This is a genomic window from Saprospiraceae bacterium (assembly GCA_016713025.1).
In the GTDB taxonomy this organism is placed as follows: domain Bacteria; phylum Bacteroidota; class Bacteroidia; order Chitinophagales; family Saprospiraceae; genus OLB9.
Genome location: JADJPZ010000004.1, coordinates 2,183,348 through 2,197,836, shown reverse-complemented (window position 1 = coordinate 2,197,836; position 14,489 = coordinate 2,183,348). Strand labels below are relative to the sequence as shown.

Here is a 14,489-nt window from a genome sequence, read left to right as displayed (position 1 = left end):
AAGAAAAGCCTTCCCTCACGACACCTTCCCCTTTCTCCTGAGCAAATCCAGGGTAACATTGTACTTCAGGATGAAGTTTTGATTGCCGGATATGGGTCTGAGCTCTCCCCAGGATGTACTTCTTTCGGTAAAGAAATTTTCATTCCAAACCAGAAATAAATCATGGCCGTCGTTGAAGTTGTACCTTAGTCTGAAATTATTGAATATCTGACGGTTGGTACTGTTGAATTGAATCACATAATTGACAGAAAGATGCAGATTCATAGCATAATTCAATCTCAGTCGACCTATGTGGATGGTTTCGATGTTTTGTCCGAAGCGCAGTTGGTTGAGACTGTACTGCCCCTGGATCTCCCAGTTTTTACCGAGATTCCAGATAGGACTATAGGTCATATTTACCCGTTGGCCGCCAAAAAAAGTACCGGCTGCCGTACTGAAAAAGTTTCTGAAATTTTTGGCTCGCGGCTCAAGGTATTCAAAAGACACCTGCCCGAACCGGTATGTACCGGGTGATACAGTAGTCTTGCTGCTAAAAGTCAGCGGTGATGCCAAAAACTCGTAATTGTATGTCGCTTCCATAGTTGTTTCCACACCTTTGAAAGTATTGAGTTGCAGCGTGGACTTCAGTTCTATGGATTCCCAATTGTGTTGAGTAGCACCACTATAAGCATCCAGATCCAGTATCCGCCATCTGACATATTGATATTTCCTGTTTTTGTCCTGAGCAAATTTTCCCCAGCTTACCCTTCCTCTGAAAAGATGAAAATCGGACCTGTCCAAAAATCCGGATGCAGGATTAAAATCACGACCGGAATATGTATAGGAAAACTGGCTGAAGATCCCGTCTGTTTTACGCAATTCATATCTCAGATTGATTCGGGATGCTTCCGGATTGACCGGCTTGCCGCTATCAAAAGTGGTGGCCATAGCTCCCACAAAGTAGTGATCTCCTGATGGATTGATGAGCACATCCAGACCTATGCCAGTGTTGATTTTTTGCTCCACCCAACGATTGGTAGCCATCAGACCTACAAAAGATTGCTGATTGAAAAATTTGCGTCGCAATCGCAATGTGGTAAAATTTTCACTCGATCTTAGCCTGTTTTCATCATCATCCATTAGAGGGGCGGTCTGCATGCTTAGAAATCATATATCTGTATCAGCATTAAGTTTTCCTGTCATTCTGGCGCCGCCATATACAGAAGTCAATTGTCCGTCATTGATGCCGATCCGTCTGCTGTAAAACATTTGTGTCCTACCACCGAGATTGAAATCAAAGAGTCCTGCTGCTTCCTGGAAAAACTGTCTCTTCTCAGGGAAAAACAAAGAAAACCGGGTCAGATTCAGTAATTGATCATCGGCTTCCACCTGAGCAAAATCCGGGTTTAACGACACGTCCAGGGTCAGGTATGGGTTGAGACCTGCTTTGATATCCATACCCAATTGTGCTTTTGATCAGATGTGGTGGAAAATTTTTTTTCTTCAGCATTGACTGAATTAAATCTGGAAGTAGCTGCTGCCAGGTATGGTGTTGCTAAAAACAATTTTCGTGGAGTAATACCTGAAAGTACAACTGGCTTTTTTACAGAAGGTTTGCTCATGCCGTCCAGAATATTTTGTGGGATAGCCGGGAAGATATGCATTTCCTGAGGGTTTTGCAAAGTCCGCGCAGCACTGATGCCTACTATCACCTGTCCTTTCTCATTTTTTCTGAGTCTGAGATTGTACAATGGGATCTTCATTTCAAAAAACCATCCCTTATGATTGACCACTGAACGTGCATCCCAAAACATATTGAAATCCTGATTGAATGACGAAACGCCAAGATCTATACCATCATTGCCAATGGCAGCATCATATCGGCTTCCCATAGGATATATTGAAAAAATCAATGCATTTTGTTTGTCAAAAGTATTATCAATATGAAAAGTAGTCCAATCGTCTCCTCTCCAGCCATCACGAACCAAGTTTCTTATGACGAGGCTTGTACTGTCTTTGGTATAACATCTTCCAGCTACATAAAAATAATGGTCATCATACCCAACCAACATCTCCGTTTTTTCGGAAGGTTCTGCTCCCCAAACGGGACGAGATGTAATAAAATCCATTTTGTAAGCATTGTCCCAGGCAACCTCATTACTGAATCCATCGAAGATGACAGGACTTGTCAGTTTTCCTACAACCAGTGTATCTTTCAGATAGTTTAAATCCTGCCCCGATACCAATATTTTGAAAAGAAAAAAAACACCAATTGTCAATAATCACCGCGTCATATTTTTTTTGTATACAGATAATAATATCCAGAATTAGTATTTGTTTATATATAACTAAAAAATCTCAAATGATATTTCATTACTACCTTAAATTTCAAGGCTAAAGTTATGATTCCACCGTCGCGGCTTAGGCTTTTTAGAAAGTTTCTCTTTTCATCTTATTTTAGGTTTAAAGTTATAAAATCATAAAATATCTATGAACAATTGGATTTTATTGGTAGTGTAATAAATTGCAAAAATAAAGTAAAAGCGAGTCGCCGCTTGAGCAACAAGCCAAACATACGATACCGGGCAAATAAAGAGCTTAAGTGATTTTGCCCTAAATTTTAACAGATGCAATAATTAAATATCCGCACATTTTCCCACAACAGTACCAATTTATCTTAATAAAATACATATTTTTGTTTCTCGTAGCATGCAACTTCACTATACCATAAAATGAATCATCCATCATGAAATCAACTTTTTCCACATTGATGATCCTGATAACCAGTCTCTTTGTCAAAGGCCAGGGTCTCCAGGATCTTACAAAATATGTAAATCCTTTGGTGGGTACGGATTCAAAATTTGAATTTTCTAACGGCAATACCTATCCTGCGATCGCCATGCCCTGGGGTATGAATTTTTGGACACCGCAGACCAATCGTATGGGCGATGGTTGGTGTTACCAATATGCATCAAATAAAATCAGGGGATTTAAACAAACTCATCAACCATCTCCCTGGATCAATGATTATGGGGCTTTCTCGATTTTTGCTACTACAGAAAAATTGGTTTTTGATGAAAACAAACGCGCATCCTGGTATTCACATAAAGCAGAAACAGCCACCCCGTTTTATTATAAAGCTTATCTGGCGGATTACAACACTACCGTTGAGTTGGCTCCGACCGAAAGGGCTGCATCTTTTAGGATCACTTATCCTCAGACAGACAAAGCTTATTTGATTGTTGATGGTTTTTTTAAGAACTCATATATCAAAGTATTTCCGAAAGAAAGAAAAATCATCGGATATGCCAGCAATAATTCCGGAGGAGTTCCTGATAACTTCAAAAACTACTTTGTCATATATGCAGATAAAGATTTTGAACAAGTCTACACAGTAGCTGACAGTATCATTACCGAAGGGAAAATGGAGTCCCTGAGCAAACACTCCGGAGCCATCATCCGCTTTAAAACCCAATCCAATGAAAAAGTTCATTTGAAAATCGCATCTTCATTTATAAGTCCCGAACAGGCAGAGTTGAATTTGCAAAGAGAAATCGGACAATATACTTTCGATCAGATAGTCTCCAAAGGGCGATCTGAATGGAACAAACAATTGAATAGAATCAATATCGAAGGTGGTACCGATGCACAGCTCACTACCTTTTATACTGCTTTGTATGGCACACTGCTTTTTCCAAGAAAGTTTTATGAATACGGTAAGGAAAACAAAATCATTCATTACGGACCTTAGGATGGGAAGATCGTGGATGGCTACATGTTTACTGACAATGGATTCTGGGATACTTTCAGGGCAGTGTTTCCGTTTTTTACCCTTATGTATCCAGAACTCAACAGCCAAATGATGGAAGGATTGGCCAATGCATATAAAGAAAGCGGTTGGCTTCCTGAGTGGGCAAGTCCCGGGCACAGAGACTGTATGGTAGGGTCCAATTCTGCCATACTGATTGCAGATTCTTATTTAAAGGGCATACCTAATAAAGAGATAAATACCTTGTATGAAGCCATCTTAAAAAACAGTAAAAATGAGGGTCCATTAAGTTCGGTAGGCAGATATGGTGTGGAGTATTACAATACATTGGGCTATGTGCCCTATGATGTCAGAAAAAATGAAAATGTAGCCAGAACATTAGAATATGCTTTTGCAGATTTTACTATCTCGAAACTTGCCAAAACATTAAAAAGACCCCAATCAGAAGTAGATACGTTTGAGAAGCGGGCATCCTATTATAAAAACGTTTTTGATCCTACTGTCAATTTTATGCGAGGCAGAAACAACAACGGTACATTTCAGTCACCTTTCCGCCCTGATAAATGGGGTGATGCATTTACGGAAGGATGTTCATGGCATTGGACCTGGTGTGTATTTCACGATGTGCAGGGATTGATCAACCTGATGGGTGGCAAAGATCAATTTATCAATAAGATGGATTCAGTTTTTGTGGTGGCTCCTACTTTTGATTATTCCTACTATGGCGCACAGATCCATGAAATCACCGAAATGCTGGTCATGAATATGGGACAATATGCTCACGGAAATCAACCGATACAACACATGCCATATATGTACAACTACGCCGGCGAACCCTGGAAAACCCAATATCATGTCAGAGAGATCATGAATAAATTGTACTCGCCGGCTCCGGATGGTCTCTGTGGAGATGAGGACAATGGCCAGACTTCAGCCTGGTATGTTTTTTCTGCAATGGGTATGTATCCTGTGACATCGGGGACAAATCAGTATGTACTTGGAGCTCCGCTTTTCAAAAAGATGACACTCCGCCTTGAAAACGGAAAATCCTTTGTAATCCATGCTAAAAACAATAGTGCGAAGAATTTGTATGTTTCACAGGCAAAATTGAAAAACAGAGCATATACCAAAAATTTTCTTAACCACGAAGACATCACAAAGGGCGGAGTTTTTGAATTGTTAATGTCTGCAGAGCCAAACAAACAGAAGGGGGTCAAACAGGAAGATTATCCATACTCTATGAGTAATGGAAGAAGATAATTGAGTAGAGCTAAAAGTTACATTACTTCTACTTAAATCTTTAAACATACTCTAAGTTTACTATTACCATTCTTTCTGGAATGTTGCAATAATTTCTAAAAAAATAGTTTGATTTGCAGAACTATGGCAATTTTTTAAGAATATTATCATCATTTTTTAACCGGTTTGAACAACACTTTGCCGGCCCTGTTTTCAGTAAAGACACTGTCATCGACGGTGATTACTCCATTTACGATGACAAATCTGATGCCCTCAGGATATTGATGAGGTTTCTCAAAGGTAGATTTGTCCCTGATAGTTACAGGGTCAAAAATGACAATGTCAGCATAATAACCTGATTCAATAGTACCTCGATCAGTCAGACCCATCCGTTTTGCCGGCATGGAAGTCATTTTTTGGATGGCATTCTCCAAGGATAGCAGTTTCCTGTCTCTGACATAATGGCCCAATACCCTTGGAAATGTGCCATAGGCGCGTGGGTGCGGATGACCAAAGCCAGGTACTGATAACCTTCCGTCAGAAGCGATCATCGTTTTGGGATGTTGCATGATTCTGTCCACATCGCCGTCATCTATCGCATGAAAAATCGCACCTGCACCACCTTTCATCTGTGCTTCGATGATAAGATCAGCACCGTTTTCCGGTGTTGGTGCTAATTTTTTTTCTTGACACCAGTCTTCGAGTGTCTTTCCTTCCAGGGCTTTATACCAGTCCACTTTTCCAAATTGAATTCTTTTCAGTTCACCGGAACCACGATCATTCAGAATATTAAATATGATACCTTGCTTGATGCTATCTCTATAAAATGGTGCATTTATCCTGCTTCTGAAATCTTCCAACCCTCCTTCCAGAGCCCATGATGGTATAAGTACGGATAAACTGGTATAGCTGGCCGTATAAGGATATTGATCTATCTGAATATCAAGTCCAGAATCATTGGCAGCATCCACCATTTTGAGTGTTTCGATACTTTTTCCCCAGGAAGGTTTTCCTATAGCCTTGTGATGTGTAAGTACGACCGGAATTTTTGCTTCTTTGCCTATCAGAATAGCTTCTTTTACTGCATCGATCAGACCCAGTCCTTCTTCTCTCAAATGTGAAGTATAAAATCCTCCATAGGAAGCTGCAACTTTGGAAAGTTCAATGACTTCATCCACCTTTGAAAAAGTACCGGGCAAATATTTTAAACCCGTAGAAAGTCCAAATGCACCTTCTTCCATCGCTTGGGCTACCTGATTTTTCATTTTTGATAGCTCAGCTTTACTTGGTTCCCTGTTGTCCAGCTTCATGACATTGGTTCTGATGGTGTTGTGGCCTGCCAGATATGCTACATTCATACCCAAAGGCATTTTAGAAATCTTTTTTAATGCTTGTCCGAAAGGCCATAAGCTTCCTCCATCAGGTCCACCTAAAGCCAGAGTTACTCCTTGTCTGACATGACTTTCAGCGTCAGGTGTCTGGAGGATCGGCTCCAGGTGTGCATGAAGGTCTATAAATCCCGGTGAAATCGCCATTCCGTCAACATTGATAACTCTTTTTGCATTCATGTTTTTTGCATCTCCGATAAAAGTGATCTTTTCACCGGTGATCCCAATATCAGCTTTGAAAGACTTTTGGCCCGACCCATCAAAAATATTTCCATTGAGAATTATAATATCATATTTCTGAGAAGATACCGATTGGCTAAGTACTATCAGCATTCCAAAAATGCAAAACAATTTTTTCATTTTCTCTCTAATTGAATAATTTAGAACAAGGTATGAATATTTTTTATATTGGTTACAAAGTTTACGTTTGTCTACTGATGGATACTTTTACCAAGAAAGATTAGATTAAAATCAATGTCGTTTAGTTAAGGCCATATTATGAAGTCCTTCCTTTCTATGGGAAGGATTTAGGATGGGTAAAAATAAGTAAAAATACTTTAACTAAACGACATTGAGATTAAAATTACTAAAACACTATTTATTCTAAAAATCCTTCTACTTTTGGCCATTAAATGTAAAATAGATCATCATGGATTTTTTGGATATCATACCAGCCGGATTTTTTGAAACTGCGGGTTTAATAGTGGGATTAGGGGCCAATATTGTCATCGGCATACAAGTTTTTAAAGAGTTTAAATCTCATCAGCCAAGCAGTCTTTCATTAGGATACGTCATAGGATGGTGGCTTATTTTTGTGTTTTGGTTTTTTTATGGTATCAGATTTGATGCTGTTGCTATCACTATCTCCAATGGTTTGGCTACGCTTATTCAGACCATCTTAATATTTGTGGTTATCAGAAAAAAAAAGACTGACCCACAATCACTGTGAGTCAGTCTTAATGATGTATTACATCTCAGCCAAGCTTTGGCTATATCAAATATCTTACCTTAACAAGCTGACATTTCCCTTCTTCAAAAACCGGTCACCACTGATACAAGTAGCTCTGATATAATACGCATACACATCAGGCGCCATGAGTTTTCCTTCAAATGTTCCATCCCAGCCTTCATCAATCCTTGTAGTACTAAATACTTCCTGCCCCCATCTGTTGTAAACAACAAATTCAAGTTCGGTGATGACATTGGATTTTACCAAAAGGATATCATTTTTACCATCACCGTTAGGTGTGAATGCATTGGGCAGGTATTCGTCTTTGTCTGTACAAGGTACTACCGTGACTCTAACTGTAATCTGACCGGTCCCGACGCAACCATCTCGGTCTGTGACAGTAACAGTATAGGTGGTATTAGTGATGGGCGATACAGTTATCGATGTACCTCTGTCTCCGTTATTCCACAGGTAGGTTGCTCCTGTGACAGGATTTTTGATGCTGATGGTGGCAGTCTTTCCTTGTTTGATTTCAAGATTAGGATCGACAAATTCTACCACTAACGGAGGCTGTACTTGTGCCGTATAGGTCAATTCTTCCTCACAACCTGTAATCTTATTTTTTACGATTACCTTGATCTGCTGACCTTGGGTGACTCTGACTACAGGGGCATTGGTATTACCTCCTGAAACTATAGCTGATGTTGGACTCCATGTGTAGGTATAGTCATTCGGATTACTTATATTGAGGGTGAGCACTGATTGCTGGTTGGCACAAAATTTTCCAGCGAAAGTAGCAACTACAGGGCTTTTGACATCCGGGGTGATATTCCTGGTCTCTTTACATCCTGTAGCTTTGTCTGTGATGACCACACTCAAAGATTTGCCGGTTTGTGCATTGACTATAGGCTGATTTGTTGTACCTCCGCTGACGATGAGTTCTGCAGGAGACCATACAAAGGTGTAATTTTGCGGATTACTTATATTGATCTTGATCTGATAGTCGGTACGAGGACAAATAATGGCCGGAAGATCAACAGCATAATCAAATTTAAAAATGCTGATCTTCGTTCTTATTGAATCCTGGCAGCCATTACCATTGGTACCTTTTAACAGGATATCCGTGGTGCTCATTGGTTTGAGTTTGAAAGTAGGGCCTGAACCTAAAACTTTTCCGGTCAGATCAGTCCATGTATATGTGGCTCCTGTTCCATTAGATGTGGCTGTCAAAGTGACTTCACTACCTTCACACACTACCTGATCGGCTATTGGACTTATTTTAAATTTTTCAATGATCGTAACCGTTTCCTTTACTTCTTTGAATGGACAAACTGTATTCGGATTTTTTAAAGTTATAGTATAGGTGCCATTGGACGAATATAAATGGCAAGGCGCAGCCAAATCAGAAGTATTGGAGTTGCCACTTGCTGGGTCGCCGAAATTCCATTCCAATTTCCCTGTATATTTTCCGATAATAGTAAAACAAACATTTTTGTCACCTGCACACACATCATTTTTGACAGTCACTTTTACCGTGGAGTCACCGATTTCGGGCACCACTATCTGGCTGGTGACATTATCAAATGGACATTCTGTATTTACATTTTGAACCGTTACGGTATAGGTACCGGGTTTTTCATATTTGAAACATGGGGCACGCATTACCAGAGTATCTTTTGCAAGTCCTGTTCCGAAATTCCAACGTAAATTCCCCTCAAAGTTACCTGATGTGGAAAAACACATAGCATAATCTTTGCAAGACTCCAGCACTGCAGAAAATGTCACAGGCTTTGGTAAGGTCACACTGATAGGAATTATGATATCTTGGATACAGCCAAACTGATTTTTAACTGACCCTTTGATTTGAAACGATGCAGTGTCATTACTATTTAGTTTTATAGTGATGACATTTCCATTTGCAGATATTACGCGAGGATCGCTAAATGTCCAGGTAAGGTTGTGCGAATTTATATTATTGATTATTGTTATAGCTTTGGTCCCATTTTTACAAAAAGTATTGGATGGCGGGATAGATATACTAAGGGATTGGTCTGTCACTTCAATGGAATCAAGGCTATTTCCGCAGGCACCATTTACAGTCCTCACATAAAACGTAGTGGTGATTGCATTTAATTTTGCCTTAAGATTTGAAGTCGAACTTATAATAGATTTGAAATCTCTCGTACTACTCCATTCAAAACTTCCGTTGCCTCCTGCCACGCTTAGATCGGCTTCTGAACATACATTTTTTTCTCCGGTGATAACTATTGGCGGTGTTTTATCCAGCACTTTTATATCCAAACTGTCAGTGATCGAACATCCCAAAGAATTTGTTATAGTAACCTTATATTTTCCTGATTGAGTTCCTATAAACTTTGGATTTCCGGGGTTGGTAAGGTCTAATCCGGATGTTGGTATCCAGGTGTATTTATTGCTAGTGTCCACTTTTGAAAATATATCATAAGAAGTGCCGCTACATAGTTCCACTATTCTTTTAGTAAGAGGTGAAATCGGAAAATTGCCCCCACTTTTAACAGCTATTTCCTTTATGAGGCTGCTGTCACACGCACCAGTTGAAGACCTTGCCAATAACCGAACTTTATAAATTCCAGGCTGAGAAAATTTAAAAGTAGGATTTTGAGCTGTTGAAAGGAATCTTGGGTCAGATGATGGGTAATTGAAGTTCCATTCGTATGTATTGCCGTTTTCTGTATTGTTTTTAAATGCGTATGAAAGACTATCGCAAGGGTCATTGACTTCCGGTGTGAAGTTTACAATGATAGGTGGTTGGCATATTCTTACATTGTACTGAAAATCTCTCCTGACAGTGGATATCAATCTGCCATTCCTGTATTCTTCGACACATATGCCTATAAGAAACTGCCCAACCAGATTAGGATTGGCAGTAATTACACCAGTCTTTTGATGGATTTCTAAAGGCACGCCGCCCATCATATTACTTAATGAATATGGACTCTTGAACTGTACTAAATTGTATGGAGGACTGGCAGGTGGCTGTGGTTGCGGAAATTGAAATGATGCTCCGTCTGATGGGTTGCAGACTCTATATACTAAAGAATCACCATCACTATCAATGGCTGAGTGGTTAAATATCAGCGGTTTGTTGGCGCAAATATACACATCAGGCCATGTAACAAATCTTGGTGAGCTATTCTTCAATGCAAGCGCTTCTTCTGTGATGGCAATCCATTCTGTAGATCCCGATTCAAGTGGATTGACAACATTGTTCAAGCTACTGTTTCTACAGCAACGCTGATACGAAATAATGTATCCTCCAGGTATAGATGGCAAATCCACGATCGCTTTATACGTTGTTGCTTGCACACATACGCCCAATCCTTCTACTCCACAAGCATTACTTAGAGTATTGCCTATAGTATCACTGGAGTTGAATGGTATACTAACTTCTCTGATAAGCACATTAGTAGCACCAGAAAATATACCTACAGAAGCAGGATTGTCAAAATCTACTTGTCCCAGAGCACAATCTCTTCTTAATGTCAATGTAATCTCATATTGATTTCCGCTGACGTATCGATACGATATATCTCCTCCTATAATGTGAGTTGCATCCACTTTATGTGCTGTTGCAAGGCTAATCAGCAAAAACACAATAGTTTTTACAATTATATTAAAACTTTTCATCATTTGAAATTTATTTTTAAAATAATCAGTTTATTTAATGTTTATTCTCAATAATTCTACACGTCTTTCTTTGGCTGCACCCAGGTAATAGACAGAATTTCTTCGGTCATCCAGATTGTCTGACAGTCCTGGTTTAGCTTCATCTTCCCCGTAGGAAACATCTTTAAAAAAGAGTGATTTGTTCTTCAGATATGTTTTCAAAACGCCATTATTATAAGAGACCAATTCGTTCACAACAGACTTGATACGTCTTTTGCTTAATGTCTTATTGTATCCAGTCTTTGCCCTGGGTGAAGCATAACCTTTGATCTCCAATTCTACTTTTTCTCCGCTTTCTAATGATGACTGAAGATATCTGCATACTTCTGTCAATCTTTCCCTGCTGCGATTTACATCATTTTGGAAAAACATATTCAAATCTTTAGTTGCAGATTCTTTTTCAGCACCAGACAAAGGTTGGGTATAATTGGAGATATATTCACCTTCTTTGGTTAGGTAATCAGATGCGAGAGGGATATATAATAGCTTCGTAGATGGTGAATTGCTCCTTGGATTCGGATAGTCATTGTCAAAATATAAAGATAATGGCAACATGGATGGAAGATACAGATTTTTCCTGATGACTCCTGTGGCATTGTTTGTATTAAATATCTCTAGGGTGGATGAGTAACCTGATTTTGACGCTGTCAATTTGTATTGTCGCCCTTTTACCACATCAAATTTGAAATCATTGGATGAACTATTTGTGATTACTATCTCTTTTACGCTACCATCAGTAAGGTCAGTAAGTGTCACAGTGGTTCCGATGAGCTCCTTTCTTGTATTTTCGTCAAAAGTGAAGACTTCAAGTCTGATTTTTTCGGGTTCTAAGTAAAGCTTTTTTACTAATTTTTTATCAGTACTATTGGTCTTGAATCTTTCCATTGCGGTAGTATATCCATCTTTCGTAGCTGTGATTTTATAGTTTTTGTTTGGAGCAAGTATAAATGACTTTTTATTTTCCAAATCTGTATTGGTTAGACATTGGATGAGCTTACCTGTATCTTCGTCGTACAGACATATAGTAGTGCCGGTCAGGTCGGTACCATCAGGATAAAGTAATGTATATACATCCAGCTCAATTTTATTATCGATTTTTACAGTATATATGTCCATACAGCAGGCTTCATATGAAGCAAACTGATTGTAAAATCCCGTCCTGTTTGATGTAAGATATCCTTGGGTGCCATCAGGATTGACATAATAATACATATCATTCATGCTGGTGTTCACAGGTGGCGGCAGGAGAGTGATGTCAGTGCTATTGGAAGGAATACTATACACGTCCATGCCACCATAACCTTCCCTGCCTTCAGAACTGAAATACAGGGTGGTTGATGCCTTATGATAAAATGGCGTGATTTCATCTTTATCGGTATTGATTTCCTTTACCGGTGTGGCAGTTGAGTAAGAATTGTTTTCCATGGCGCTGAACCAAATATCTCTGCCTCCTGATCCACCGGCACGATCAGATACAAAATATAAACCTTCTTTGCCGGATGTCAGATGGGTGCCGGGGTAGGGCTGAGTATTACTTGAGCCTGTTTGATTTACCGCTTCACCTATTTTAGTTTCGTTCGTAAGATTGCCGTTTTGATCTATATCGGAAACATAGATCTCGCATGATTGTGTCCAACCATTGACATAATCGCAGATGCTGTAATAAACCTTATTCCCGGCATCGTTAAATGCAAAATTGGCAACAGATTTGTCGGCATGTATAGTATTAAGACCAATTAATTCTGCAGACATTTCTGACTTTTTCATGAGGTCTTGGCTAGCTGCTTATACTGAAGATTTTTTGATTTTGACTCAAATCTCATGCTGCTAAAATACAAAGTTCCTCGATTATCTGATGCAGCAAAATCCGCATCTATAGTATTGATGTCTTCACCCATCAAATCCACTTTGAAGTTGGGATCGGGATTTTGACTCAAACTTTTAGCTTTATTGACTGCGGCAATATTTTTTCTGGATTCCCCGGTCAGTTGCTGATTGTCATTTGCATATTCAGACAAATACTGATTGTAATACATCGATGCCTTGTCATACATGCCCAATTTGTGGTACATTTCGCCCAGTCTGAATACTGCTTCTGGATATTGATTGCTCTTGATGGTATCAAGAAGTGTATGGTATTTTGAAGCAGCATATCCATAGGCATTGTACATTCTGGCCGATTCTGCAGTTTTATACATGATAGCTGCATCGGTTTTATCAAAAGCCAATGCTTCTTCAAAATACACCAATGCTCCATGATAGTTTTTTTCTGCAAATGCTTTCTCAGCTTCTGCCAGAAATGCTTTTTTTGATTGAGCCTGTAATCCAGAGAGCACAGCAAAAGCGATAAATAGAAATAAAAATTTTATCTTGCTCATAAATTTATTTTTTATATTATAATTTAAAATAATGTATAACCATTTAAATATTAAAGAATCATACAGTTTTTAAACTTAAATGGTTTTACATTTTTAATGATGTACCTAAGGTGAAGTTCATATGCGCCACGGCTTGTATTCAGTGCATTGTTATAGCCTGTTTTATCCATGTCAAGGTTGAATCCCAGATACCAGTCATTGTACTGGGCTGCTACTGTAGGGATAAATGATCCCGAAGTTCTGTACCCTAAACCCAGATGTAATTGAAGTGCTTTGCCTCTTTCCTGATTTACATGAATTTTTCCCAATGCACCGAAAACAGTCTCGTCATATTTTGTTTGAATCTGATGTAATGCATGCAACTGCAGATCCAACTTTTCAGTGAGTTGAAAGTTTCCTACTCCAGATAAAGTATACCTCCTTGGTAATTTAGTAGGTTTCTCTCCGTTGAAGGACACTTCGGGTTCGATAAGATGCATTGCTCCGATCCCCAAGTCAAGGTGTGTCCTTGCGGATTTCTGATACCTATAGTTGATTCCGAGTCCTGTTTCAAAATAATTGATTCTTTCTGTTGTTTCAAAAGGCTCCTGGCTGGACAATCCAGTATTAAAAATATCTCCATTCCACTGCTTGTCCCACCTGAGTGATTTTGTATCAAATCCTCGTGTGGCAAATCCTAACCCAAGTCCAAGACTAATCACATTCTTTTGGTTGATCATACGATGTATGGCTCCGTTCACACCCAGATTTATCAGGTTTAATCTGGAATCACCCTGTTTGTCATAATTCAGGTTAAAACCAAGGCCATAGAAAAATTTTTCATTACCATATGGAGTGATGTTTTTGTCATAAGCACCACTGAAAGTAGTCCAGGGTACCGGAACAAATCGCCACTGGCTGCGATGACTGGCAATGAATCTATGGTCACCATTAAATATGCCTGTCTGGGCAGGATTTAGATTTTGAGGTGAATTATAGAACTGACTGTAATGTATATCCTGTGTAAATCCAATGGATTGGATCATGTACATACAGAATATTGTAAACAAAAATTTAAGTAATGAACTATGCATATGTCATTG

The 14,489-nt window shown here is 39.1% G+C and carries 9 protein-coding genes and 1 pseudogene; 2 read left to right on the top strand and 8 right to left on the bottom strand.

The window, feature by feature from the left end; all coding sequences use genetic code 11:
• Positions 1-15 precede the first annotated feature (15 nt).
• The 3 genes from IPK35_15695 to IPK35_15685 are packed head-to-tail and all read right to left on the bottom strand — an operon-like array spanning position 16 to position 2,225.
• The gene (locus tag IPK35_15695; GenBank protein ID MBK8054661.1) at positions 16-1,137 is read right to left on the bottom strand and encodes a hypothetical protein; all 1,122 of its coding nucleotides are present in this window, start codon (positions 1,135-1,137) and stop codon (positions 16-18) included.
• A 9-nt stretch (positions 1,138-1,146) separates the two neighbouring features.
• Positions 1,147-1,437, bottom strand: coding sequence for a hypothetical protein (locus IPK35_15690; GenBank protein MBK8054660.1), 291 nt, complete (start codon positions 1,435-1,437; stop codon positions 1,147-1,149).
• Positions 1,404-2,225, bottom strand: a complete 822-nt coding sequence (locus tag IPK35_15685) for a hypothetical protein (GenBank protein ID MBK8054659.1) — start codon at positions 2,223-2,225, stop codon at positions 1,404-1,406. Before IPK35_15685 ends, IPK35_15690 begins: the two co-directional genes overlap by 34 nt.
• Positions 2,226-2,725: 500 nt before the next feature.
• On the opposite strand from IPK35_15685, the pseudogene IPK35_15680 reads away from it, so the two are divergent.
• A pseudogene (locus IPK35_15680) lies at positions 2,726-5,008 on the top strand (GH92 family glycosyl hydrolase).
• 149 nt (positions 5,009-5,157) lie between these two features.
• Here IPK35_15680 and IPK35_15675 read toward each other — a convergent pair.
• Positions 5,158-6,735, bottom strand: coding sequence for a D-aminoacylase (locus tag IPK35_15675; GenBank protein ID MBK8054658.1), 1,578 nt, complete (start codon positions 6,733-6,735; stop codon positions 5,158-5,160).
• Between the two features lie 289 nt (positions 6,736-7,024).
• Here IPK35_15675 and IPK35_15670 point away from each other — a divergent pair, with 289 nt between their 5' ends.
• On the top strand, positions 7,025-7,324 hold the full coding sequence (locus tag IPK35_15670; GenBank protein MBK8054657.1) for a hypothetical protein: 300 nt from the start codon (positions 7,025-7,027) through the stop codon (positions 7,322-7,324).
• Between the two features lie 54 nt (positions 7,325-7,378).
• On the opposite strand, the gene IPK35_15665 is transcribed toward IPK35_15670, so the two are convergent.
• The 4 genes from IPK35_15665 to IPK35_15650 are packed head-to-tail and all read right to left on the bottom strand — an operon-like array spanning position 7,379 to position 14,480.
• A complete protein-coding gene (locus tag IPK35_15665) occupies positions 7,379-10,993 on the bottom strand; it encodes a gliding motility-associated C-terminal domain-containing protein (protein ID MBK8054656.1) in 3,615 nt (1,204 codons plus the stop codon).
• Between the two features lie 27 nt (positions 10,994-11,020).
• Entirely contained in the window at positions 11,021-12,781 is a 1,761-nt protein-coding gene (locus tag IPK35_15660; GenBank protein ID MBK8054655.1) for a PD40 domain-containing protein, read from the bottom strand.
• Between the two features lie 11 nt (positions 12,782-12,792).
• A complete protein-coding gene (locus IPK35_15655) occupies positions 12,793-13,407 on the bottom strand; it encodes a hypothetical protein (protein MBK8054654.1) in 615 nt (204 codons plus the stop codon).
• 50 nt (positions 13,408-13,457) lie between these two features.
• Positions 13,458-14,480, bottom strand: a complete 1,023-nt coding sequence (locus IPK35_15650; GenBank protein ID MBK8054653.1) for a PorP/SprF family type IX secretion system membrane protein — start codon at positions 14,478-14,480, stop codon at positions 13,458-13,460.
• Between the last annotated feature and the right edge of the window lie 9 nt (positions 14,481-14,489).